20 protein-coding genes are annotated in these 23954 nt (G+C 69.6%); 1 reads left to right on the forward strand and 19 read right to left on the reverse strand.

All coding sequences use genetic code 11. The annotated features are described in order from the left end of the window. Positions 1–7: 7 nt before the first annotated feature. From IPL89_03550 to IPL89_03605, 12 genes are all read right to left on the reverse strand, one after another. A complete protein-coding gene (locus IPL89_03550) occupies positions 8–928 on the reverse strand; it encodes a hydroxyacid dehydrogenase (protein ID MBK9062257.1) in 921 nt (306 codons plus the stop codon). A 123-nt stretch (positions 929–1051) separates the two neighbouring features. Next, the gene (locus IPL89_03555) at positions 1052–2578 is read right to left on the reverse strand and encodes a hypothetical protein (protein MBK9062258.1); all 1527 of its coding nucleotides are present in this window, start codon (positions 2576–2578) and stop codon (positions 1052–1054) included. After that, positions 2571–4496, reverse strand: a complete 1926-nt coding sequence (locus IPL89_03560; protein ID MBK9062259.1) for an ABC transporter ATP-binding protein — start codon at positions 4494–4496, stop codon at positions 2571–2573. Before IPL89_03560 ends, IPL89_03555 begins: the two co-directional genes overlap by 8 nt. 8 nt (positions 4497–4504) lie before the next feature. After that, positions 4505–5647 carry a saccharopine dehydrogenase NADP-binding domain-containing protein gene (locus tag IPL89_03565; protein ID MBK9062260.1) on the reverse strand — a complete coding sequence of 381 codons (1143 nt, stop codon included), beginning with the start codon at positions 5645–5647 and terminating at the stop codon, positions 4505–4507. A gap of 7 nt (positions 5648–5654) precedes the next feature. Then, positions 5655–6101: a hypothetical protein gene (locus IPL89_03570; GenBank protein MBK9062261.1), complete on the reverse strand. Its 447-nt coding sequence runs from the start codon at positions 6099–6101 to the stop codon at positions 5655–5657. A 13-nt stretch (positions 6102–6114) separates the two neighbouring features. Further along, positions 6115–7020, reverse strand: a complete 906-nt coding sequence (locus tag IPL89_03575; protein MBK9062262.1) for an FkbM family methyltransferase — start codon at positions 7018–7020, stop codon at positions 6115–6117. Next, the gene (locus IPL89_03580) at positions 7017–8081 is read right to left on the reverse strand and encodes a glycosyltransferase family 4 protein (protein ID MBK9062263.1); all 1065 of its coding nucleotides are present in this window, start codon (positions 8079–8081) and stop codon (positions 7017–7019) included. Before IPL89_03580 ends, IPL89_03575 begins: the two co-directional genes overlap by 4 nt. Further along, the gene (locus IPL89_03585) at positions 8078–8800 is read right to left on the reverse strand and encodes an FkbM family methyltransferase (protein MBK9062264.1); all 723 of its coding nucleotides are present in this window, start codon (positions 8798–8800) and stop codon (positions 8078–8080) included. The genes IPL89_03580 and IPL89_03585 overlap by 4 nt, the downstream gene beginning before the upstream one ends. Next, complete coding sequence (locus IPL89_03590) at positions 8797–9822, reverse strand: hypothetical protein (GenBank protein ID MBK9062265.1); 1026 nt, start codon at positions 9820–9822, stop codon at positions 8797–8799. Before IPL89_03590 ends, IPL89_03585 begins: the two co-directional genes overlap by 4 nt. Then, positions 9819–10742 carry a glycosyltransferase gene (locus IPL89_03595; protein MBK9062266.1) on the reverse strand — a complete coding sequence of 308 codons (924 nt, stop codon included), beginning with the start codon at positions 10740–10742 and terminating at the stop codon, positions 9819–9821. The genes IPL89_03590 and IPL89_03595 overlap by 4 nt, the downstream gene beginning before the upstream one ends. Positions 10743–10776: 34 nt before the next feature. Continuing rightward, entirely contained in the window at positions 10777–12495 is a 1719-nt protein-coding gene (locus IPL89_03600; GenBank protein ID MBK9062267.1) for a hypothetical protein, read from the reverse strand. After that, the gene (locus IPL89_03605; protein MBK9062268.1) at positions 12492–14456 is read right to left on the reverse strand and encodes a glycosyltransferase family 39 protein; all 1965 of its coding nucleotides are present in this window, start codon (positions 14454–14456) and stop codon (positions 12492–12494) included. Before IPL89_03605 ends, IPL89_03600 begins: the two co-directional genes overlap by 4 nt. Before the next feature lie 70 nt (positions 14457–14526). Here IPL89_03605 and IPL89_03610 point away from each other — a divergent pair, with 70 nt between their 5' ends. Continuing rightward, entirely contained in the window at positions 14527–16116 is a 1590-nt protein-coding gene (locus tag IPL89_03610; GenBank protein ID MBK9062269.1) for a glycosyltransferase family 39 protein, read from the forward strand. Positions 16117–16165: 49 nt separating this feature from the next. Here IPL89_03610 and groL read toward each other — a convergent pair whose 3' ends face one another. The 7 genes from groL to IPL89_03645 all read right to left on the reverse strand — a co-directional run bounded on the left by groL (position 16166) and on the right by IPL89_03645 (position 23935). Continuing rightward, a complete protein-coding gene (gene groL, locus IPL89_03615; protein ID MBK9062270.1) occupies positions 16166–17809 on the reverse strand; it encodes a chaperonin GroEL in 1644 nt (547 codons plus the stop codon). Positions 17810–17824: 15 nt separating this feature from the next. After that, positions 17825–18118 (reverse strand): co-chaperone GroES, encoded by a 294-nt coding sequence (locus IPL89_03620; protein MBK9062271.1) that lies wholly within the window; start codon positions 18116–18118, stop codon positions 17825–17827. Between the two features lie 208 nt (positions 18119–18326). Further along, entirely contained in the window at positions 18327–19406 is a 1080-nt protein-coding gene (locus IPL89_03625) for a DegT/DnrJ/EryC1/StrS family aminotransferase (protein ID MBK9062272.1), read from the reverse strand. A 104-nt stretch (positions 19407–19510) separates the two neighbouring features. Beyond that, entirely contained in the window at positions 19511–20530 is a 1020-nt protein-coding gene (locus IPL89_03630) for an AI-2E family transporter (protein MBK9062273.1), read from the reverse strand. After that, on the reverse strand, positions 20527–21873 hold the full coding sequence (locus IPL89_03635) for a 1-acyl-sn-glycerol-3-phosphate acyltransferase (GenBank protein MBK9062274.1): 1347 nt from the start codon (positions 21871–21873) through the stop codon (positions 20527–20529). Before IPL89_03635 ends, IPL89_03630 begins: the two co-directional genes overlap by 4 nt. Then, on the reverse strand, positions 21870–23228 hold the full coding sequence (locus tag IPL89_03640) for an MFS transporter (GenBank protein ID MBK9062275.1): 1359 nt from the start codon (positions 23226–23228) through the stop codon (positions 21870–21872). The genes IPL89_03635 and IPL89_03640 overlap by 4 nt, the downstream gene beginning before the upstream one ends. Next, positions 23225–23935 carry a rhomboid family intramembrane serine protease gene (locus tag IPL89_03645; GenBank protein MBK9062276.1) on the reverse strand — a complete coding sequence of 237 codons (711 nt, stop codon included), beginning with the start codon at positions 23933–23935 and terminating at the stop codon, positions 23225–23227. Before IPL89_03645 ends, IPL89_03640 begins: the two co-directional genes overlap by 4 nt. Positions 23936–23954 lie beyond the last annotated feature (19 nt).

Raw genomic sequence — 23954 nt, forward strand, 5'->3', positions numbered from 1 at the left:
CGGGGCGCTACCGGGCGGGAACGGGCGCCGCGACGCTCGTCGCGTGCACGGGCGCCCGCTGCCACTTCTTCAGGAGGTCGACGACGATGTCGCCGATTCGGAGGAGGTTTTCCTGGCTGGACCCGCCGAGGTGCGGCGTCATGAGGACGTTCGGCGCCGCGAGGAGCGGGCTGTTCGGATCGGGCGGGTCGCTCAGGTAGACGTCCGTCGCGTACGCACGGACCTTGCCGGACGCGAGGGCGGCCGCGAGATCGGCCTCGACGACGATCGAGCCGCGCGCCGTGTTCACGAGGATGACGCCGTCCTTCATCTTCGCGATCGTGTGCTCGCTCACGAGTCCGCGCGTCTCGGCGGTGGCCGGCACGTGGAAGCTGATGAAGTCGGCCCGCTTGAAGAGCTCGTCGAGGTCGTCCACGAGCTCGGCGAGCGCGTGGTTCGCGATCTGCGGGTCGTACGCGAGGACCTTCATCCCGAAGGCCTGCGCGCGGCGGGCGACCTCGGTGCCGATCAGGCCGGCGCCCACGAGGCCGAGCGTCTTGCCGAAGAGCTCGGTGCGCTTGAGCTCCTTCTTGAGGAAGCGGCCGCCCTTGAGCCCGACGTGCCCCTCGACGACCCGGCTCGGAACCGCGAGCATGAGCGCCATCGTGAGCTCGGCCACGGCGACCGACGACGCGCGCGGCGTGTTCTTGACGTCGATGCCTCGCTCGCGGCAGGCCTGGATGTCGACGTTGTCGAGACCCACGCCGCCCCGGATCACGAGCTTGAGGTTCGGCGCGTTCGCAAGGTACTCGCGCGTGACCTTCGTCTTCGAGCGGACGAGGACGACGTCGGCCTCCTTGAGGCGGGCGGCGTCGGTGAGGACCTCGCCGAACGGGGCGAGGCGTTTGGGAAGCGATTCGTCGAACGAATCGGCCAGCAGGATCTTCATGTGGGCCTCCAACCTTGGGGCACGCCCCGCGTCAGGCCGGCGGACGCGTCCCCTCTACATGCTGAGGACCGGACGGGCGGGCGGCCATGATGAGCCCGTATCAGGGGCGCCGGGGAGCCGGGGTCAGTGCGCCGCTGGTTCGCGTCCCGGCCCTTCGGCCCAGGCGAGAAGGCGAGCGGCGTCCGGGTCCCCCGGCGAAAGCCGAACCGCTTCCTTGAGCCACGGAAGAGCGCGTGCGGTCTCCCCGCGGCCGAGATAGCCGGCCGCGGATCGAACGAGAAGGCGCGGGACCATCGGCGAAACCGCCGGGAGGCCCAGGACGCGCCGCAGCCACCGGGGAGACACCGAAGCGGCCGCGTCGGGGGGCGGACCACCCTCCGTGACGCCGCCCGTCAGCCAGGGGCGGTTGAGCTCGACCCCCGCGACGTTCCGGACGGCGAGCCAGGCGTGGCCCACGACCGGAGCGAGGGCGGGAATCGTGGAAACGCGCACGGGTCCCGCCACCGCCCACACGACCCCCGCGGGCGGACGGAGCGCCTCGGCGTATCCGTCCCATGCTCCCGGCGCGATCAGGACGCCGGGGAGGTTGACCAGCGCTCCCGCAACGAACGCGGCGCGCACCGCCCCCGCCACGACGAGCGCCGCGGGGGCGGCGAGGAGCGGAAGCACGGGAAGCAGGTGCCGCGGGCCCCACGCGGTGCCGCCCTCCCAGCTCCACCAGCGCGCGACGACGAGAAGGTGCAGGAGCGGCACTCCCGCGCAGAGCCAGACGGCCGCGCGCGGCGCGACCCTCAGGCCGAGGACGCCCGCGATGACCACCGGAGCGTAGAGAAGGAGGCCTCGCCCCGGCGAGAGAAGGAGACCGAAGAGGCCGGTTCCGATCGGCGTCGTGAAGCGGAGCATTTCGTCGCCGTAGCCCGCCTCGAAGAACGATCCGTAGAGAAGCCGGTTCGCCGCGATGTGGAGGCACAGGGCGGCCGCGAGGATCCCCATCGCGCGCAGGGCCCGCCCGCCGTCGCGAGAGGGCCGGGCGTCGAGGACGATGACGAAGAGGAGCACCGGCGTCGTCGCCCACAGGATCGGCTTGAGAAGACACGCGCCCGCCCAAGGGACGGCAGCGAAGGAGGGCGGGCGGCCCGAGAGAAGGAGCGCCGCTCCCGACGCGAGACCCGCGGCCGCGAACGGCTCGACGAACGAATCCGCCGCGTACGGCCAGAGAAAGGTCCCCGCGACGAGCGCCGCCTCCCATGGCCCCGTCGCGTCGGGCTTGAGGGCGCGCACGAGCCACCCGAACGCGAGTCCGGCGAGCAGGACTCCGGCCGACCACGTGAGCGCCGTCAAAGCGTCGACGCCCGCCGCGCCGATCACGCGGCGGACGGGCCACGCGGCGCCCAGGCCGGGAAGAGGCAGGAGGGACGGGAACAGCCCGTACTTCGAATGGTGCGGCGGCGCGATCTCGGGAGCCGAAGCGTCGGCGGGAGGCATCCGGCCGAAACCGGGCCCGCCCTGCACGAAGAGCCCCAGCGATTCCGAGACGACCTCCGCCCCGTCGGCCGTCGCCACCGCTCTTCCGATGTACGGCAGGGCGACGACCGCGAGGAGAGCGAGAAGGGAAAAGCGCCCCGGGCGCGAGGCCGGGCTTTCAGCCATTGGGGCGGCGCAGCGTGTCGACGGCTTCCGCGAGGGCCGGAGGGACCTCGGGAGACTCCTCCACCGTCTCGCGCGGCTTCGGATCGCCCTCGCCCGGAGCGAGGAAGAGGTTGCTCTCGAGGCCGTGCTGCTTCGTGTACATGTCCCAGTACCGCCCGCGGGCGGCGAACAGCGTCTCGTGCGTGCCGTGCTCGACGATCAGGCCGTTCTCGACGACGAGGATCTGGTCCGCGCGGCGGATCGTCGACAGCCGGTGGGCGATCACGAACGTCGTGCGGCCCTTCATGAGGTACGAGAGCCCCTGCTGGATGAGGGCCTCGGACTCCGAGTCGAGGCTCGACGTCGCCTCGTCGAGGATCAGGATGCGCGGGTCCGCGAGGATCGCCCGGGCGATCGAGACCCGCTGGCGCTGGCCGCCGGAGAGCTTGACGCCGCGCTCGCCGACGATCGTGTCGTACTTCTTCTCGAAGCCCTCGGCGAACTCGTCCACGCGCGCGATCCGGCAGGCCTCGAGAATCGTCTCCTCCGGCGCGTCCGGGCGCGAGAAGGCGACGTTCTCGCGAATCGTGCCGTCGAAGAGGAACGTCTCCTGCAGGACGACGCCGAGCGCGGTGCGGTACGAATCCAGCCGCACGGCCGAGAGGTCGACCCCGTCCACGAGGACGCGGCCGCCCGTCGGGCCGTGGAACGCGGCGACGAGTCCGATGATCGTGGACTTGCCCGAGCCGGACGGGCCGACGAGCGCCGTCACCGTGCCGGGCGCGGCGTGGAACGAGATCCCGTGGAGGACCTCCTTGCCCTCGTCGTAGGCGAAGCGGACGTCCTCGAACACGAGATCGCCCGCGAGGGCCGTCAGCGAGATCGTCCGCTTCGGATCCGCGTCCTCGGGGCGCTCGGCGAGGATCTCGCGCGTCCGTTCGAGGCCCGCGAGGGCCTCGGTCAGCTGCGTGCCGATCGCGACGATCTGGAAGATCGGGGCCACGAGGAAGCCGAGGAAGACCGTGTACGTGAAGAACCCGCCGAGCGTGAGCGTTCCCGCGAGGATCTGCTTCGTGCCCACGAACATGACGACGGCGCCCACGATCCCGAGGAGGACGGTCGAGGAGAGGCTCATGACGCTCGTCGAGGTCAGCGTCTTCAGGACGTTGTCGAGGAGGCGCTGCACGCCGGCCGAGAACGTCTTCTCCTCGCGCTCCTCGGCGTGGTAGCCCTTCACGACGCGGACGCCGCCGAGAGACTCGGAGAGGCGCCCCGCGACCTCCGCGTGGAGCTTCGAGCGCTCGCGGAAGATGGGCCGGATCGTCGCGAACGCCTTGTTCAGGACGACGCCGAAGCCCACGAGGAACGCGAACGCCATCAGCGTCATCGTCGCGCTGATCTTGAAGAGGACGACGAGCGCGATCGCGGCCGTGAGGAGGCCGCCCGCGAACTCGACGAGGCCCGTCCCGATGAGATTCCGGACGCCCTCGACGTCGCTCATGATCCGCGAGACGAGCGCGCCGGTCTTGTTCGCGTCGAAGTACGCGACGGGCAGCCGCCCGACGTGCGCCTGGACCTTGCGGCGCAGCTCGGCGATGAGGCGCTGCGCGGCCTTGGACAGGAGCTGCGTGAGCGAGAACGACGTGACGCCCTGGATGAGCGTCGCCGCGACGACCGCGCCGAGGAGCGGCAGCAGCATCTCCGTATGGCGCTTGCCGATGACGTCGTCGATCAGGAACTTCGTGGACGCCGGCAGCACGAGCCCCGAGACGCGGTTGACCGCCATCAGGACCATCCCGAGCGCGAGGATTCCCTTCCGCGGCGCGACGAGCGCCTTGATGTCCGGGAGCAACGCCGCGAGCCGCTGCGACTTCGGCGCCTTCGGCCCCTCGCTGCGCAGCTTGCCTCCCGCCCGCTCGGGATTCGGGAGGCGGCCCATCGGGCTCTTTATCGCGGCCAAGGGGCCTCTTCTTCCGTGAACGCGATCCCGCGCGCCGCGAGGCCCGACACGAAAGCGTCCCAGAGCCTCGCGTCGCGGCCGAGATTCTCCGGCGGGTGCACGCCGGGCGTCCGGAACGCTCCACTCGCGAGGAGGTGCGCTCCGATGACGCAGGGATAGCCCGTCGTCCGCGCCATCGACGTCGCGCCCGTCTTTGGGTCGGTGCGGTCGAACAGGCCGTGGACGAGGCGGAAAGACGCGCCGCCGCGCGACCCGTGCGACTCGACCCGCAGCACCGTGAACTCCTCCTCGTCCGCTCCCCGCTTCCACTGCGGGAAGATGAGCGCCTCGGCGACGGCGCGCGGGGCGACCCGGACGCCTCCCGCCTCGACGGGCGTCTCGGAAAAGAAACCGGCCTCCCTCAGGAAGCGCGCCTTCTCGGCGTGGCCGGGCCAGCGCAGGGTCCGCTCGCAGAGGTTTCTGGCCTTGACGGTCGTCAGCACGGTGCGCAGGCCGTCGCTCAGGAAACCTTCGAGCGTCCCGACCCCCGGAACCTCGAACGGGGCGACGTCGGACAGTGCCGGCTTCGTGACCACGCGCCCGCCCTCGACGAGGCGCGCGGGCCTCGTGTACTCCTCGAGGACGTCCGTGGGCGAGAAGACCGCGCAGTACTCCCACGGGGGAACCCGCTTCGTCGGGATCCCGCCGACGGAGATGACGACGGAGTCGAGCGCGTCGAAGCGCGCCGCGGCGCGGCCGCAGGCGAGGTTCGAGAGGCCCGGCGACACGCCGCAGTCCACGATCGCGGCCGCACCCTTCGCCTTCGCGAGTGCGTCGAGCGCAAGTGGATCCTCCGGGGCGAACGAGATGTCCGAGACCGGCTTGCCGCACTCGAGGACGGTCTTCAGCATCGCGTGGCCGAGGAAGCCCGGCACCGCCCCGACGACGACGTCCGCGCCCGCGACCGCCTGCGCGAGAGCGGAAGCGCTGGAAAGATCCGCGCGCTTCGTCGCGAGGCGCGGGATTCCCGCGAGCGCCCCGAGCGCGGCCTCGCTGAAGTCGAGGGCGGTCACGTCGAACCCGTCCTCCGCGAGCGTCCGCGCCACGAAACCACCGACGAGCCCGGCTCCGAGAACGGCGACATTGGGCATGGCGTGCCTACTTTCTCCCCACGAGGAACATGCCGGCGACGATCAGGAGCGTGCCGAGCCAGCGGTTCGAGCCCACCGATTCGCCGAGCACGAGGGCTGACGCGGCGAGGAGGAACACGAAGTAGAGCGCCGAGATGACGGGCGCCGCGAAGCTGATCTCGAACCGCGACAAGGCCGTCAGCCAGACGAGGTTCGTCAGCGCGCCGAGCGCGTACCCCGCGAGGATTAGCGGGGTCGTGAAGATCCGGCGGATCAGGATCGTGAAGCCCTCGAGACTCACGCTGATGGGCCCGCCCTGCGTGACGCCCGCCTTGAGGAACAGCTGGTTCGCACAACTCATCGCCGCGACCGCCGCGAGGAGCAACAGGTGCGCGCCGTAGCGGGAAAAGACGTCGCCGTACCTCACCGTTCCCCTCCTCCGTCCGCCGAACGCGGCCGGGCGCCATCTTGCCATGCGCCCCTCGGCTTCATGGCGGGCCGGGCTTCGAGAGCAGGAGATTCATCCAGTTCTGCGTGCGCGCGCGGCACGTCTCGAGGATCTCGGCCGGCCGCAGCGCGCGGCGCGTCGATTCGGGCGCCTCGACGTCCTCGAATCGGAAGCCGAGGTCTTCGAGCGCCGCCAGCAGACGCCCTGCGTCAGCCTGCGCCCGCTCGAGAGCCTCCGGCCAGATCTCGAGGAACAGCGTGACGTTCGGAAGCCCGAGCAGGCGATGCGCCCCTGCCACGACGAGAGCCTCTGCTCCCTGCACGTCCACCTTCACGAGAATGCCCGCCCCGAAAGAGAGGGCCTCGTCGGCGAAGCGGTCGAGAAAGACGGCATCGACGTCCACCGAGCGGCCGGACGACGTGCGGACCGAGCCCGCCTCGAGGGAGTGTGCGCCGAAGTTCGCGTCGTCGAGGTGCAGACGCAGGACGCCCGCCCGGTCCGAGACGGCCGCGTTCACGAGCTGGACGTTCGCGAACCCGTTTTCAGCGACGTTTCGGGTCAGGAGCGCGAAATTGTGCGGCTCAGGCTCGAAGGCCCAGACGCGGCCGGAAGATCCGACGGCCCGCGCCGCGAGGAGCGTGTAGTAGCCGATGTTCGCCCCGACGTCGAAGACGCACATGCCTTCCCGCAGGTGCGCGAGGAAAGCGGTGGTCTCCGACGGTTCCCAGACGCCCTCCCCGAGTAGGTGGGTCGCGATGACGCGGTCGCGCGTATCCACCCACATCGGAAGGCCGTTCGCGAAGACGCGGCGCTCGCCACCCGGAAAGACGAGGCGGTGAACCCGCGCGTAGGCCTGACGGGCGCCGGGGACGCGCGCGATTCCCGCACGGTTGAGCACGGCCACCGCATGCGAAAACGCGCGCTGAAAACCCGTTTTCATCGTCATACGAGCTCCCCGTAGACGGCGTCGTGGGCTCGGACACAGGTCTCGAGCGTGAGCTGCCCGGCCCTTTGGTGACCCGCAGCGACGAGCCCGGCCGGGTCCCGGAGCACGTCCTCGATCCCGCTCGCGACGTCGGCGGCGGAGAGGGGGTCCACGTACCGCGCCGCCTCGCCGCAGACCTCCGGAAGCGAGGTCCCGCGCGAAACGACGACGGGACACCCGCAGGCCATCGCCTCGGCCGGCGGAAGCCCGAAGCCCTCCCAGAGGCTCGGGAAAACCAATGCGGACGCCGTCTGATAGAGGTTGACGAGCTCGGCATCACTCACGAGCCCTCTGCTGACGACGCCGTCCGGGAGCGCCCGGCCGGCGTGGCCGGCCCCCGTCAGCACGAGCGTGAGATCCGGCCGGCGGGTGCGCACGCGCGAAAAAGCCTCGAAGAGGCGCGCGTGATTCTTGTGCGGCCAGAAATTCGCCGGATAGAGGAGGAAGGGCTCCCGTGGCGCAGAGCCGGGGCGAAAGCGCTCGGGATCGACGCCGTGCGGGATGACGCGGATTTTCGCCGCGGGAACTCCGAGGTGGCGCACGAGCGAGTCGGCACTGAACGTACTCATCGTGACGACGATGCGCGCCGCGCTCGCCGTCCGCGCGTACATCCAGGTCCGGTAGACGCGCTCCGGCCGCGAGAAGAACTCCGGATGCACCTCGTGCTGGACGTCCGGAATACTCACGGCCGACGGGATTCCAGGGCTGAAGGGAATCATGCCCACGAGCGGGAAGTGAAGCGCGTCGACGCCGCCCGCCAGCATCTCGCGTACGACGGGGCGCGGCCGCGCGATCGCGCGCGCCATCGCGAGGGCCCGGCCCGGGAGTGTCCGGGCGCCGGGATACGCTTCGATCATGCGCGCGGGCAGTCCACCCCCCGCGTCCGGCGCGATGCCGGGAAGAAGAGCGACGTAGTCGCGCGAGCCCCAGCGCGCGAGGCCCCGGCAGAGGTCCCGGGCGTAGCGCTCCGATCCGGCGCCAGACGCGCCCGGGACGAGCGTGAGGAGGCTGAGTCCGATCACGCTGGCTGCCGGACGAACAGCTTGTCCGCCTCGAGCGGAAGGCCGTCCTCTTCGAGCTCGTTCAGCGTCGCCGCCTCGACGAAGCCGCGGGCGGTGAGGAGGGACCGGAGCGGCTCGTATGACCCCGCCGGACCGTAGCTCACCTCGAGAAGGAGCGCGGCGCAGCGCGGCCAGAGCGCGCCCATGCCCTCGAGCGCCTCGGCCTCGGCCCCCTGCAGGTCCAGCTTCACGAGGATCCGGTCGCCCGTTACGCCGATCCCGTCGAGGCGCACGGTCTCGACGTCCCACGACGGACGATCCGCGGCGGCCTCGAGCGCGACGCTGCACGACGTCGTCGCGTCGGTGGGCTGCGTCAGGCGGAGGCGGCCCGGCGTCTTCCAGAGCGCGGCCTCCACGACGCGGAATCCCTGCCGGCGCAGGATCGCGGCCGACGGCGGATGGGGCTCGACGCAGACCAGCGGAACGCCCGGGCACGAGGCGCGCGCCGCGAGCGCGAACTCCCCGACGGACGCGCCGCCGTCCACGATGGAGTCGAATCCGCCCGTCCGCAGAAGATGCCGGAGGCGCGCGTGCCGGAGGAGCACCTTTGACGCCCTCGCGAGGAGGCCGGCGAGCGGCCCGACGCGGAACACGGCTCCGATCCCGGCAAGTCCGAGCCGGTAGACCGCGAGCTGGCGTCGCGTGCGCGACCCGCCCTCGGGGGTGGACGGCGCCGTCACCCGGCGCCCCGGGCCAGGCCGCTCACGAGCCCGGCGAGGTCCGGAAGATGGCGGCGGTAGTCGGTTGCCTCGGCAGCCGCCTTCTCCTTCTCCATCGCCCCCGCGAGACCGGAGAAGAGCACGGTGCGCCCGGTTGCTCTTGCGTTCCAGAATTTCGACGGAAACACAGCCTCCGTGAGTTCCGGGTGGCCGGCGACGAGGTGGACCTCGGCGTCCCAGTAAGCGCGGACGAGGTCCGACGGCTTCTTCAGAGCCGGCCCCGCGCGGATCCAGTCGGGCAGCCGCGCCAACCCGGGGCCATCCCCCTGCACCGTGATCTCGAATCCCTCGCCGCGCAGCTTCTCGCACAACGCGAGAAAGCTCGGGAGATGGTGCCCCCACCCGAGGTTTCCGGAATAGAGCGCGGTGCGCGGGCGAAACGGCCGGGCCTCCCCGAGGTCCAGGGTCGGCCAGTTCCGGATGACCCGCGCATTCGCGCCATCGTAGCCGAGGTTCCCGGCGGCCTTGACGACGAGATCCCAGCGCGCGAGACGCTCCTTCCACGCCGCCGAGAAGCGCCGTCGAAGCGGAGGCGGGAAGTCGACGACGCCGCGGATCAGCTCGGGATAGAAATCCTGGAGCCAGTAGACGCCGCGCGCGCCCCTCGCGCGGATCTGGCGGATCAGCCCGATCGTCGTCGGCGGGGCGCTCGTGACGACGACGACGTCGCCAGGCGACACGGACCGCTCGATCTCCGCCGCGAAAGCGCTCCGGACCGATTCGTACTCGAGGGCCGTCGAAATCAGGCGTCCCCGCTTCCCTTCCCGGTGCGTCACGCGCTCGATGGCCGTCGCCGGGGCCGGCCGCTCTCCGGCGCGGTAGGTGCCCGTCCCGCCCACGAGCCGCACGCGGACGCCGGATTCCGCGATCGCGTCCGCGAGCTGTTCGGCGTAGATGCCGGTCGGGGCGTCGTCCGGCCACAGGTACTGCGACAGGACGTGGACGACTCCGGGCCGCGGCGCCGGAGGGGGCTCCGGCTTCATCTCCGGAAGTTGCGCAGCTTGATCTGCCATTCCTCGCGGCGGTGCCGGAGCCCGGACTCCAGCATCACGCCCGTGAGGAGCGAGAAGAGCGCGAGGTTCATGAGGGCCGCCGCGAGGATCGCGAGCGGAAAGCGCCCGACGAGGTGCGTCTGGAAGTACTCGCGCACGGGCAGAAAGCCCGCGGCGAGCCCCGCCGTGAAGAAGAGGGCGGACACCATCGCGAAGAACTCGAACGGGCGGTAGTCGCGGAACAGGACCAGGATGAGCCGCAGGATCCGGATCCCGTCGTGCACCGTCCGGAGCTTCGAGGAGGTTCCCTCGGCGCGCTCGCGGAACGGGACCGGCGCCTCCGCCACGCGGAAGCCCTTCTCGACCGCCTGGATCGTGAGCTCCGTCTCGAGCTCGAAGCCCCGGTGCAGGATCGGGACGTTCTTGTAGAAGCGCCGCGAGAAAAGCCTCAGGCCCGAGAAGAGGTCGCCGGGCGCATATCCGAAGACGAATCGCATCGCCCCGTGGAACAGGGCCGAGCCGCCCCGGTGGAAGCGGCGGAACACGGCGGCCTCACTCGCTGCGGCCGTCCGGAGGCCTGTCGCCATGTCCATCCCCTGCTCGCAGAGTGGAAAGAGGAGACGCGCGCCTTCGGCCGGGTAGCTGCCGTCGCCGTCGACCATCAGCACGAGGTCCTCGTCGAGGACGTCGAAGGCGCTCGCGACCGCCCGGGCCTTGCCGCGCCGCGTCTCCTCGAGGACCTCCGCCCCGGCTTCGCGCGCGACCCGCGCCGTGGCGTCCGTCGACCCGTTGTCGACGACGAGAATCCGGGCCTCCGGAAATGCACGCCGGTACTCGGACACGACGGACGCGATGCCCTTCTCCTCATTCAGGCAGGGAATGAGCACCGCGAGCGTGCGCGTCTCGGCCATGGAGTGCTTCCATTCTACGGCCTCGCCCTCGCGTTCAGTCGTAGATGCCGCCGAAGAGATCGCTCAGCGGGCCGGTCACCGGCAGGGGCCCCGGAAGCGTCGAGCCAGCCGGAAGCAGATAGCGCGGGCCGTCTGGAGACGCGCAGCCGATCTCGAAGCGCCCGACCGGGAGGAAGCCGTCCTGCGCCGCTTCCTTCCCGTTCGCCGTCCACGCGCCGCGATCGGGCGACCCGTCCGGCCGGAACAGGCGGTAGCGCCCCGGCCAGCGGTTCACGAACGTCACGGACCCGGCGCCCGGCAGGAACGCGCCCGTCAGCAGCAGGTCGGGGTGGACGCGGACGTACGAGGGGTCGAGGAGGCGCGGGAGGAATTCCCGGAGCGCGTGTATCCGGTAGTTCAGGATCCAGACCTTCGGATGCGACTCGAGAATGCGCTGGATCGAGCGGTCGTCCCCGCGAGCGAGCTCGGTCAAGACTCCCTCGAGAACGAGTGCCTCCCAGCTGACGGCCTCGGCCAGTCCGCGCGTCGGAATCATGCCGATCCCGTCGAAGTAACGGTCTTCCGGTGCGAGAAGGCGTTCCGCCTGGCCGACGACCTCGTTCTGCACCCAGTTGCCGTGGCCGAGGTACGCGAGGTTTCGAGGAAGCTGCCACATCAGGAGCGCGCAGACCCCGAGGCGAATCCACGCGCCGCGCCCGGGGAACCGCTCTTCGAGCCATGCGAGCGACTCCGGTGCAATCACCGCGAGAAAGGGCAGCGCCATGACGAAGACGTAGGGCCAGGGCTGGTCGTGACGGAACACGAGCAGCGCGACCGCAAACGCCGTCACGGCGGCGAGACGGACCCGCCACGCGGCCGAACGGAACCGCAGGAGAACGAGAACGAGGCCCGCCGCAGCGAGTGCGTAAGGCACCGGGTTCCTCGCGAGAGTCTGCGTGACGTACAGGCCGCGGATCCCCACGTAGTGGGGATTTGCGTTGAGCGGCGCGTACTTCAGCGGGCTCAGGAAGACCATCGAGAGGACGCGGAACGGGTTGCGAAGATCGAACCACGCGGCGTAGACGAGCAGCGCGGCCGCAGCGCCGCCGGCGTAGGCGCCGAGCCTCGCGATCTGGCGGCGGACCGGGAAGATCCCGACGCCCGACACCGCAAGGCCGAGGCCGATGGCCGCCAGAGGGTAGACGGCCTTCTGGGTGCAGAGAAACGCGCCGCCTGCGAGGACGCCTCCGAGGAACGCCGGCGCCAGTCCCGGCCCTCCCAGGACGACGAAGGCCGCGCCGGCCGCGAAGGCGACGGCGACGGTGTCGGACCGGATGCGGAAGGCGCGCTCCATGAAGTTCGTGAACGAGAACAGAACGGCGACCGAGAACCATGTCTGGAACCGATCCCGGCCGAGCCGCCGGGAGATCCCCCACGTGAACGCCGCGGCGAGAAAGGCGAGGACGACCCCCTCCATCCGGGCGACATGCAGCAGGTCGACCGCGTTCCGCGCGAGGCGGTGCGCGACGTCGAAAACGTAGATGGAGAGGACGGTCTTGATCGGATCGAAGCCGTCGTAGAACCCCAGCGGGATGTAGCGCGGAAACGACGCCTGGGAAAGCTCGTCCATGACGTAGCGCGCGTTCCACGCGAAGACGGGCAGCAAGACCGCGCGGAAGGCGAGCACCGCCGCGAGCGCCAGGAATGCGATACGCCGGATCCGCTCGGCGCGCGCGTCGCCCGGGGCGCCCGTCTCGAGGTCCCTCTCACTCACGGGCGCCCCTCCAGAAAGAGGCGGTAGGGGCCGGGTTGGCCGACGCCGCCGCCCGGGGATATGACCGCGCACGGCTTGAACGGCGCGGTGCGTAACTCGCGCCCCGCGGGTTCCGCGACGCCGACGTGCTCGAACCGGAACGCGTATCCGCCTTCGCCGAGCAGGACCCAGAACGGATACTCGAACGGGTCACGCCCCGCCTCATAACCGATCCGCCGGCAACCCGCATCCCGTATGGCCCGCACGATCTGCGAATAGGGCTCCAGGAGATCCGGGCGGTTCGCGAAATACGACGCCCGCCGGTCGACGGGCGTGGTCAGAAGCCGTGGCGAGACGGGCCTGATCGCGTTCAGGCATGCCGCGGCGACGGCCAGCGAGGCCATGACGAGCAGAAGGAGGCCGCGAACGGACCCGCGCAACTCAGCGAGCAGGCCGCCGAGCGGTATGCACGCGAGCATGAACACCGGCAAATCCAGCCGCGCGCCCCACGGCTGCCACTTGAAATAGGCCGACATCCCGAGGAAGGCGACTGCGGCCGAGGCCATCAGAACACTCGCGCGCCTTGCGACGACACGGCGCCGCCAGCCCAGCGATCCCTGCGGCTTTCGGACCGCCACCACGAGCGTGATCGGCAAGCCCACGAGGAAGAGCACGAGGTGCAGCGGGTTGCCCGTGCAGTCTTCGTGAAACGCAGAGGTGAAGCCCCGCGCCCGGAGCCCGCAATCGTTCGGGCGGAACGCGTCCTTCTTCCGGAGCGAGAACCGCGGGTCATCGACCGGGATCCCGAGCATTCCATGGCACGCCCCGAGGAATCCGAGCGCGCCTGCGTTGGCGGCGCTGAAGAAAGCGCCGGGCAGCGGCACCTGCACGTGCAGCGCCGCGTTCCGGATCGCGACCGAAGCAACGCCCGTTGGAGAGACCTGTTCGTTCGTGTGTCCCCTCGTCGGGCCGTAGGGCGAACCGAAGGTGGCGAGATTCCGCGCGACGAAGGGCAGTGACGGCAACCCAACGAGCACGGCCGACAGGACGAGCGTTCGGAGGGGGACGCGGCGGGACCAGAGGAGCGCGAAGAACAGGAGCGCCAGGGGCGCCGAGATGATCAGCGCCGTCGGCTTCGTGAACGCGGCGAGTCCCAGGGCGAGAGCCGTGTACGCCACGAGCGGCTCGACCTTCGGCTGACGGAGCGCGCAGGAGCCGAGGTAGACCGAAACCGCGAGCCACGCCGCCGTGCCGAGGTCGTTCTGAGTGCTCGACGCCTGGAGCACCGCCGCCGGAAGTGTCGCCGCCAGGACCGCCGCCGTCAGCCCGCTCCGGGGAAACGACATCTCCGCGGAGCCGTAGACGGCGAGGACGGCGAGCAGGAACGAAAGCCATTGGACGAGGTTGAACAGCGCGTCGCCACCGGTCAGAAGGCGGAGATGGAGGAGGAAATACTCCGAAAGCGGAGCGCCCTGCAGCTGCAGAAGAATCGACGTCGGATAGTGCGCGACCGACCCCTGCTGTGCCCAGTGCATCACGCGCGCGGCGTGATAGATCATCGAGTCGTAGTTGTTCGGCGGATAGACGACGGCGGCCGTCAGTGTGAGCAGGAACAGGCCCAGAAGAACCGGGAGAAGCAGGCCGGCGAGCCGATCGCGCGTGAACGCTCCCCGAAGACGGCGCGGCCCCGGCACGGCTTCGTCCGCGCCCGCGTGCGCGCCGCCTCCAAAGCGGTCGAGGAGGTAGAGAACGACGGCGGAAACCGTCCAGGCGCCGGCAAGCCATCCCGGCGAGAGGATCGAGAGGGCGCCGAGCCCCTCGGTCAGGATCACGGTGAGGGCGCCGAAGGAGACAGCCGCGAGGAAAAACGGAAGAAGCGGCCGACGCCCGAGGTGATGGCGGGCGACGAATCGGCGCGCCGAAACCGTGAGGAGAGCCGCGGAGAGCAAGGGCGGAAGCAGACCCAGAAAGCTCGGGTTCATGGAACGCATGCTTCCGTGTTTCGACTCGGTCAAGGATAGCAGAGCATTCCTCGACTAAGCTCGTGATCGCATGCACCCGGCGCCCGTTCGCACGACCCGCATCGCGATCGCCGCCGCCGTCCTCGTCGTCCTCCCGCTTCTTCTTCTGATTCTCCAGTTCGGCGCCGGACGCGACCAGGGCGTCTACCTCGTCGCCGCGCGGGCGATGGAATCCGGCGGTCTTCCCTATCGCGACGTCTGGGACATCAAGCCTCCGGGCATCTATTACCTTTATGGTCTCGCGCGCGCCGTCGGCGGCGCCGGCATGACGCCGGTCCGGGCCTTCGAGTGCGCCGCGCTCGCGTCGCAGATCGTGGCTTTCGCGCTCCTCACGCGAAGATTCACCGGGTCGATCCAGCCGGGTCTCTGGGGCGGAGCGCTCGCCGTGATCCTCCACGCGCAGCTCGAGTTCTGGCACACCGGCCAGCCCGAGAGCTTCGGCGGGCCTGTTCTCGCATGGGCGCTCGTTCTCGCGTCGACCTCCGGCCGCCGCCGCGGGGCGTGCCGGCTCGCGGCGGGAGCCCTGTTCGGCGCCGCGGGGCTCCTCAAGCCGCCTCTCGGAGGCGCGCTCGTGTCGACCGCCTTGATCCTGGCCTGGCGCGAGGCCCGGAGCGTGCCGCGGAGGCCCCTGCGCGCCGCCGCTTCGGTCGGCTCCACGCTTGCGCTGGGCGCGATCCTTCCCGTCGCCGCGACCCTCGCCTGGTTCGGGCTGCGCGGAGGGCTTCCGGACATGGCCGAGGTCTTTCGCGACTTCGTTCCCCGCTACACGGCTCTCGCCTTCCGCGCCGATCAGCTTCCGAGCCTGACGTTTCGCGCGTTCACAGAATGGCTGTTCAGGTTCTCGAGCGTGATCCCGGCCGGCATCGCTCTCCTGCTCTGGAGGCGCGAGCCGGACGAGGAGGGACGATGGGGGCTCGCCCTGATCGCGGGAGTCCTCGCGCCCCAGATTCTCGGGATCGCGCTGCAAGCGAAGTTCTTCGAGTACCACTACGGGGCGGCGCTGCCGTTCGGCGCGCTCCTCGCCGGTTGGGGCGCCGCGCGCGGGCTCGAGGTCTTCCGTGGACCCGTCTCCCGAGGGATCGGCGCCGGTCTTCTGATCCTGCTCATGCAGGCGCGGCCCGAGTCCCGGCCGCCGTTCCTCGACCACTGCGCCCGAAGGCTGCGTGCCGCGATCTCGGGATCAGAGCGCTTCGCGATCCTCGACGCGCTGCAATCCACCGGGGAGGTGGATGCCGCCGCGAACCGGGAAGCGGCGGCGTGGCTCCGGCGCGCGTCACCCCGCGACGCTCGCGTGTTCGTCTGGGGGTATGAGCCGGTGATCTACGAGGACTGCGGCCGCCTCCCCGCATCCCGGTACGTCTACAACGCCCCCCAACGCGCGCCCTGGTACGCGTCGATCGCGAAGCCCAGGCTTTTGTCCGATCTGGCCCTCCACCCGCCCGCCGCCATCGTCGTCGAACGCGGCGACGTCATTCCGCAGGTGACGGGGGACTCTCTGGACAGCGACCGCGCCCTGGAGAGCTTTGCCGGGCTCCGGACGCTCCTCGAGACCGGCTACGAGGAAGAGAAGGGAACGGCGCGATTCCGGTACTTTCGGAGGAGTGCCGCTCAAAAAGAATAGGCCCGGCGTTTCCGCCGGGCCCAAATGAGAGGTCAGAGGGGGGAGAGGATCAGTACATCCCGCCCATGCCGCCGCCGCCGCCCATGCCGCCGCCGGCCGGAGCCTTGTCCTTCTCCTTGATCTCGGAGACCATGGCTTCGGTCGTGAGCATGAGGCCGGCGATCGAGGCCGCGTTCTGCAGCGCCGACTTCGTGACCTTGGCCGGGTCGACGATGCCCGCCTTGAGCATGTCTTCCGTCTTCTCGGTCGCGGCGTTGAAGCCGATGAAGCCGCCCTTCTCCTTCAGCTCCTTCACGATCACCGAGCCCTCGAGCCCGGCGTTCGCGATGATCTGACGAGCGGGCTCCTCGAGCGCGCGCTTGACGATGTTGATGCCGATCTGGATGTCGCCGTGCTCCTTGAGCTTGTCGACTTCCGCGATCGCGCGGAGGAGCGCGACGCCGCCGCCCGGGACGATGCCGTCCTCGACGGCCGCCTTCGTCGCGTGCATGGCGTCCTCGACGCGGGCCTTCTTCTCCTTCATCTCGGTCTCGGTGGCCGCGCCGACCTTGATGATCGCGACGCCGCCGACGAGCTTGGCGAGCCGCTCCTGGAGCTTCTCGCGGTCGTAGTCCGAGGTGGTCTCCTCGATCTGCGCCCGGATCTGCTTCACGCGGCCCGTGATGGCCTCACGGCGCTTCTTGTCGCCGGTGTCGACCACGATCGTCGTGTTGTCCTTGTCGACCGTGACCTTCTTGGCGTCGCCGAGGTCTTCCCACTTGACGGACTCGAGCTTGATGCCGAGGTCCTCGGAGATCATCTTGCCGCCCGTGAGGATCGCGATGTCCTCGAGCATGGCCTTGCGGCGGTCGCCGAAGCCGGGCGCCTTGACGGCGGCGACGTGCAGCGTGCCGCGGAGCTTGTTCACGACGAGCGTCGCGAGCGCCTCGCCCTCGACCTCTTCCGCGATGATGAGGAAGGGACGGTTCTGCTTGGCGACCTGCTCGAGGATCGGGAGAAGGTCCTTCATCGACGAGATCTTCTTCTCGTAAATGAGGATCTTGGCGCCCTCGAGGACGCCCTCCATGCGCTCGGCATCCGTCACGAAGTACGGCGAGAGGTAGCCGCGGTCGAACTGCATGCCCTCGACGACCTCGAGGGTCGTCTCGAGGCCCTTGGCCTCCTCGACCGTGATGACGCCGTCCTTGCCGACCTTGTCCATCGCCTGCGCGATGATCCCGCCAATCTCCACGTCGCCGTTCGCCGAGATCGTGCCGACGTGGGCGATCTCCTTGGCGTCGACGGTCTTCTTCATCGCGTTGATCGAGTCGACCGCCTTCCGGACGGCCATGTCGATGCCGCGCTTGATCTCCATCGGGTTGCCGCCCGCGGTGACCATCTTGATGCCCTCGCGGTAGATCGCCTGCGCGAGCACCGTGGCCGTCGTCGTGCCGTCGCCGGCGATGTCGGAGGTCTTCGAGGCGACCTCGCGGACCATCTGGGCGCCCATGTTCTCGAGCGGGTTGTCGAGCTCGATTTCCTTGGCGACCGTGACGCCGTCCTTCGTGATCGTCGGGGAGCCGAACTTCTTGTCGATGACGACGTTCCGGCCCTTGGGCCCGAGCGTGACCTTGACCGCGTCGGCCAGCTTGTTGACGCCGCGGAGGATGTTCTGGCGGGCGTCTTCGCCGTAGGTGATGTTCTTGGCAGCCATGATGTGTGTGCTCCCTTACTTCGTCTCGACGATCGCGAGAACCTCGTCCTCACGGAGGATCAGGTACTCGGTCTCTTCGATCTTGATCTCGGTGCCGGCGTACTTGCCGATGAGGATGCGGTCGCCCTTCTTGACGTCGAGGGGAACCCGCTTGCCGTTGTCGTCGAACTTGCCTTCGCCGACGGCCTCGACCTTGGCTTCCATCGGCTTCTCTTTGGCCGTGTCGGGAATGATGATCCCGCCGCGAACCTGCTCCTTGGGCTCCACGCGCTTGACCAGAATCCGGTCGTACAGGGGACGGACCTTCATGAGTGACTCCTTTCCTTCGAAAGACGGTGAGGGGCGATGCCCTCGAATTGATTCGGTTGCCCGCGGGGGTCCTGTTAGCAGAACCTCGTCACGAGTGCTAAGGACGATATGCACGGACACAGGATCTGTCAAGGATCCTGTTAGATTCTTTGTAAACTATTGAATAGAAGATTCTTAGAAGGCATGTGGGTCGCGGGCCAACGCGAGTTCAGCTCTTCGAGAACTCCGCGAGAGTGGCCGCCAGAAACGCCTTCTGAGCATCCTCGAGCTCCGGGAAAACCGGCAGGGCGAGCGTTTCCTTCGCGGCCCGCTCGGACTCCGGGAAGTCGCCGGCCCTGTGTCCGAGGGGCGCGAAGCACTCCTGCAGATGGAGCGGGACCGGGTAGTAGATCGCGCAGCCGATCTTCTTTTCCTCGAGCAGCGCCTTGAGCGCGTCGCGGCGGCCGCCCCCGACGCGGACGACGAACTGGTTGTAGACGTGGTGCCGGCCCGCAGACTCGCGCGGGAACTTCAGGCCGCCCTTCTCGAACGGCAGGCCGCCGGCTTCGAGGGTGCGCCGCTCGATGTCCTTCGCGTTCGCCCGGCGTGCCTCGGCCCAGCCGTCGAGGTGCGGGAGCTTCACGTGGAGGACGGCCGCCTGGAGCGCGTCGAGGCGGAAGTTGCCGCCCACGAACTTGTGGTGATAGCGGCTCGTCTCGCCGTGCATGCGCATGGCCTTGAGTTTCGCGGCGAGCGCGTCGTCGTTCGTGGTCACCATCCCGCCGTCTCCGAAGCCGCCGAGGTTCTTGGACGGGAAGAACGAGAACGCGCAGGAATCGCCGAGCGCGCCGGCCTTGACGCCCCTGTACGCGGCGCCGAGGGACTGGCAGGCGTCCTCGAGGACGTGGATCCCCTTCTTCTTTGCGATCTCGCGGATCGGGTCCATGTCCGCGCACTGGCCGTAGAGGTGGACGGGTTGGATCGCCTTCGTCTTCGCCGTGAGCGCCCGCTCGAGCCTGGCCGGGTCGAGATTGAACGACTCCGGCTCGATGTCGACGAAGACGGGCCGCGCGCCGAGGCGCGCGACGGCGCCCGCCGAGGCGAAGAACGTGTAGGGCGAGGTCACGACGTCGTCGCCCGGGCCGATCCCGAGCGCCATCATCACGGCGAGCTGCGCGTCGGTGCCGGACGACATCCCGACGGCGTGTTTGGCGCCGACGTAGGCGGCGATGGCCTTCTCGAAGGCCTCGACGCGGGGGCCGAGGATGAAGTACTGGCTCTCGTAGACCTCCGCGGTCACGCGGAGCATCTCGTCTTTCACGGTGGCGTACTGCTTCTTGAGGTCGAGGAGGGGGACGGGGGTGGCGGGAGGAGCGCTGATCGTCGTCACGCGTCTACGCTACACCAGACGGGCTATACCAGCCCGCGGCTCACGAGCTCGGACTTGGCCCAGGCGTAGACGACCGGCGCGAGCACGACGCCGGGAATTCCGAACGCCGCCTCCATCACGAGGATCGCGAGCAGCGTCTCCCACGCGGACGCGCCGATACGCCCGCCGACGATCCTGGCGTTGAGGAGGTACTCGAGCTTGTGGACGACGACGAGGAACGTGAGCGAGCCGGCGGCGGCCCACGGCGACACCCCGAGCGCGACGAGGACGATCACCGTGTTCGAGATGAGGTTTCCCGCTACCGGGACGAGCCCGCACAGAAACGTAATGGCCACGAGCGTGCCCGCGAGCGGAAGCCGGACCCCGAAGAGCGGCAGGACCGCGAACACGAAGAGCGCCGTCAGCACCGTGTTCACGGCCGAGATTTCGATCTGGGCCTTCGCGACGGACCGGAAGCTCTCGCCGAACCGGCGCAGGCGCTCGGAGAGCGCGGCCGCGAGCCGGCCCGGGCTCTCCGACGGGGCGCGAAAGAAGACGAGAACGCCGACCACGGACCCGAGGAGCGCGTGGAGGAGGCCGCGCGCGCCCACGGTGCCCGCGTGGCGGAGCGCGCCCGCGTGCTCGCGCAGCCAGCCGGCAACCGCCTCGGTCGAGCCTCCGTGCGCCGGAAGCGGGAGCGACACTCCTGACGCCTCGAGCGTCTCCTTCAGGCTCGCGAGCGTCTCCCCCATCTTCTCGAGGACAGCCGGCAGGTCCCCCACCCGGCCGCGCACGAAGCCCCAGAGAAGGACGATCGCGAGCGTGACGAGGCCGGCGGCGACGAGGCCGAGGACGGCCGCGGCGAGCGCACGCGCGAGGCCGTGCGAGACCCGCCCGCCGCGGAGTCGCCGCGCCATCGACTGCAGGAGCGCCCAGGCGAGGAATCCCGCGAGGAGCGCCGGCACGAGGTGAAGGAGCAACGCCGCCAGCAGCGCGAGCGCCGCAAGGACGAACGAGGCCTTCTCGACAGGCGTGGCCGGGACGAGGGCGGGGGCGTCGGTCATGGCGCGCGATTATCCGCCGCCGCGGCGGCGACCTCCGCGAGCCGGTCGCACCGGGCGACCAACGCGTCGCGTTCGGCCCGGAGGCGCGCGATCGCGCCCGGCGCGAAGAGGAGAGCGACCAGCTCCCGTGCCTGCCTTTCGCGCAAGGAGGCGTACTCGAAGAAGAAGAGAGAAGAGATTCCTGCGAATGGAAGAAGGGCCAAGGCGAGGGCGGCCCAGGCCGCGCCGCCGAAGATCCAGGCGAGCGAAGCCCATCCGGCGAGCGCGAGGGGGAAGAGGACGACTCCCGCGATCAGCTTGTAGAGCGCGATCTGATCGCGCTCCTTCACGACCCCGGGCGCGCGCTTCGCGACGAATCCGCACAGGCGGTAAGGAACCCACCAGGCCATGACGCCGAGGACGGCGATGGGGAGACCGAGGACGATCACGGCGAGGGCCTTCAACGTGTGCCACAGGATCGTCCGCGCCGGAGCCGGGGAGTCGAGAGAAGAGAAAGACAACGAGAGCTTTCTTAGAAGGTGGTCGAGGGCACGCACTCTCCGCACGAGTGAAGTCACCTCGCCGGGATGCGTTTCTTCCAGCGAGCCGCGCGCCTCGAGAATCAGCTGCCGAATGCGCAGGGAGCGTTCGAGGTGCCCTACCCCCTCTTCACCTTCTAAGAAATCTTCGCTTATCCTCTCCCCGTAGAGCGCATCCACCGCCGCGGCGACCTCGTGGTCCCGCCAGTCGTCTGCATTGAGGGTGACGACCTCGAGCGCGGCGGCCATGGCCGCGGTCCAACCCTCGACGCCCGGATCGGCCGGCGGCGCCACCGGCGCGCCGAGCTTCACGAGAACGTCGGACCGGAAGATCTCCTTCTCCGAGAACCAGAGGCCCATCGGGACGACCACGGGGGATTTCTTTGAAAGTAGGAGGACGCGGGCGGCGCCGGTGCGCAGTTCGGAGAGTCGGGGGTCCGAGTGCGACCGGCCTTCGGGAAAGATCAGGACGGCGCCATCCCCATCCAGAATCGCAGCGAGCCTCTCGAACGCCGCCTCGTTCCTCTCTTCCCCCTTCAAGGAAATCCCCGGTTCCCCCTCCCCCTTTCTCACTACTGGCACGCAGCCGAGGAGGTCGAGGATCGAGCGGAGGACGGGGATCTTCCAGAGCGTCGACTTCGCGACGAAGACGACGGGCCGCGGCAGCGCGGCGAGGGCCACCATCGGATCGACGAGGCCGTTGGGGTGATTCGCGACGAAGAGAATCGGCCCGTCCGGCGGCGCGTGCGCAACGCCGGAGACCTCGATGCGCCGGTAGAAGAGGCGGACGAGAGCGCGGGCGAGAGCGAGGACGGCGGATCTCACGGCGCCTGCGTGTCGCGCGGGAACTTCACCTTCAGGAACGCCCCTATTGCGAGCGCGAGGACCGCGAAGAGAACGCCGACGCCAGCGCGGTAGCCGGCCGGGCTCCGGTCCGGGAACAGCGCGAGCGTCCCCGCCCACACGAACGGCCCGAGGACCGAGGCCGCCTCGCCCGCGAGCGTGAAGAAGCCGAAGAACTCCGTCATCCGCTCCTTCGGGACGAGCGCGATGAGGCCGAGGCGGCCCGTGACCTTGATGCCGCCGAGGCCGATGCCCGCGAGAACGCCGACGAGCGTGAAGGCCTTCGGATCCCGCACGAGGAGCGCGAGCGCGAAGACCAGGACCCAGTTGAAGAGCGCGACGAGCGTCGCCGTCCGGATCGTGACGCGCTGGCAGAGCCAGCCGTAGAGAAGGCCCCCGACGACGGCGACGGCCGTCGCGACGAGGAGCAGCACCTGCACCTGCCCGTCCGTGAGACCCACGGCGTACTTCGAGTACGTCGCCATCTGGATCTGAATCGTGTGGATGACGTCGATGTAGAGGAAGTTCGAGACGAGAAACCACAGCAGCGCGGGCGTCTGAGGCAGCGACCGGATCGTATGGAGAACATCCCGGACAGGGGACGAAGACGAAGAGAGAGATTCCTTTGAAGGTGAAGAGGGACCCGAAGCCCGCTCTGGGGCGCGCGCAGAGACTCCCGAGCCTTCCGCCTTCGGCAGGCGCGCGAAGAACAGCAGCGGGACGGCCGCGGCGAACCACAGCAGCGCCGTCGGTACGTAGGCGTTCCGCCGCACCCAGGCCTCATTCACACTCGAAGAAACAGGCGCGACCGAAATCGCGTCGCAGATCGCCCGGATCGCGTCGGGCATTTGCGTACGGATGCTTCCGGAAACAAAAGGCAGCACGAGGAACATCGCGAGAAGCGAGCCGATGTAGCCCGCCGCGACTCCGAAGCCCGACACGCGTCCCGCGTTCGAGGCGTCCGAAACGTCCGGGAGCATCGCGTTGTAGAAGACGTACGCGCACTGGAACGCGACGTTCGCGAGCGCGAAGAGGACGAGAACCTGCGCGACGGGCCCGGGCGCAGCGACGAGGGCCGTGAGCGCGACTCCGGCGAGGACGAACGGCACGAGGAAGCGGCGCTTGCCCTGGCGGTCCGCGAGGTGCCCGAGGAACGGAGCCGCGACCGCGACGACGGCCATCGAGAGCCCGAACGCGAGCGAAAACTTCTCGTTCCCGCGCGGGACGCGTCCCGCGACGTCGAGCGGCAGGTGGAGCGAGAGGAGGTTCATCGCGAACGCCGTCGCACCGAGCTCGTAGAGGCTCCAGGCGGTGACCGTCGAGCCGCGGGTCTTCACGTGATGCGGAATCGCGCCGGAGGCGGCCTCTTCGGGCGGAAGAGCAGAGCCCACGCGACGCCCGCGACGAAGCCGCCGACGTGCGCCCAGAACGCCACGCCTCCCGTTGCCGCTCCTCCGCGGCCCACCGACGCGAGCTGCGAGGAGCCCATCCAGAACTGCAGGAGGAACCAGCCGAGGAGATAGAGCCCCGCGGGGATCTCGACGAGCGGGAAGAGGATGAAGAGCGGGATCACCGTGACGACGCGCGCCCTCGGATAGAGCACGAAGTACGCGCCGAGGACGCCCGCGATCGCGCCGGACGCGCCGAGATTCGGGATCGTGGACGCGGGCGAGAGGAACGCCTGCAGGAGCGTCGCAATGACGCCGCACACGAGGTAGAAGAGCAGGAACCGCCCGTGCCCGAGAGCGTCCTCGACGTTGTCACCGAAAATCCAGAGGAACAGCATGTTTCCGGCGAGGTGCAGGAACCCGCCGTGGAGGAACATCGCCGTGAAGATCGTCACGACGGAAGCGCCGGTCGTCCAACCCGCGAACAGCTCGGGATGGAAGAACCTCGCCGGGACGAACGCGAAGGTGTTCACGAACGCATCGAGGCGGTCGCCCTGGAGGATCTCGAGGACGAAGGCCGCCACGTTCGCGACGAGGAGCAGGCGCGTCACGAACGGAACCGTCCGGGACGGGATCGTGTCGCGCAGGGGAATCAAGAGGCGCCCATCATACGGG

Source organism: Acidobacteriota bacterium, assembly GCA_016716715.1.
Taxonomy (GTDB): domain Bacteria; phylum Acidobacteriota; class Thermoanaerobaculia; order UBA5066; family UBA5066; genus Fen-183.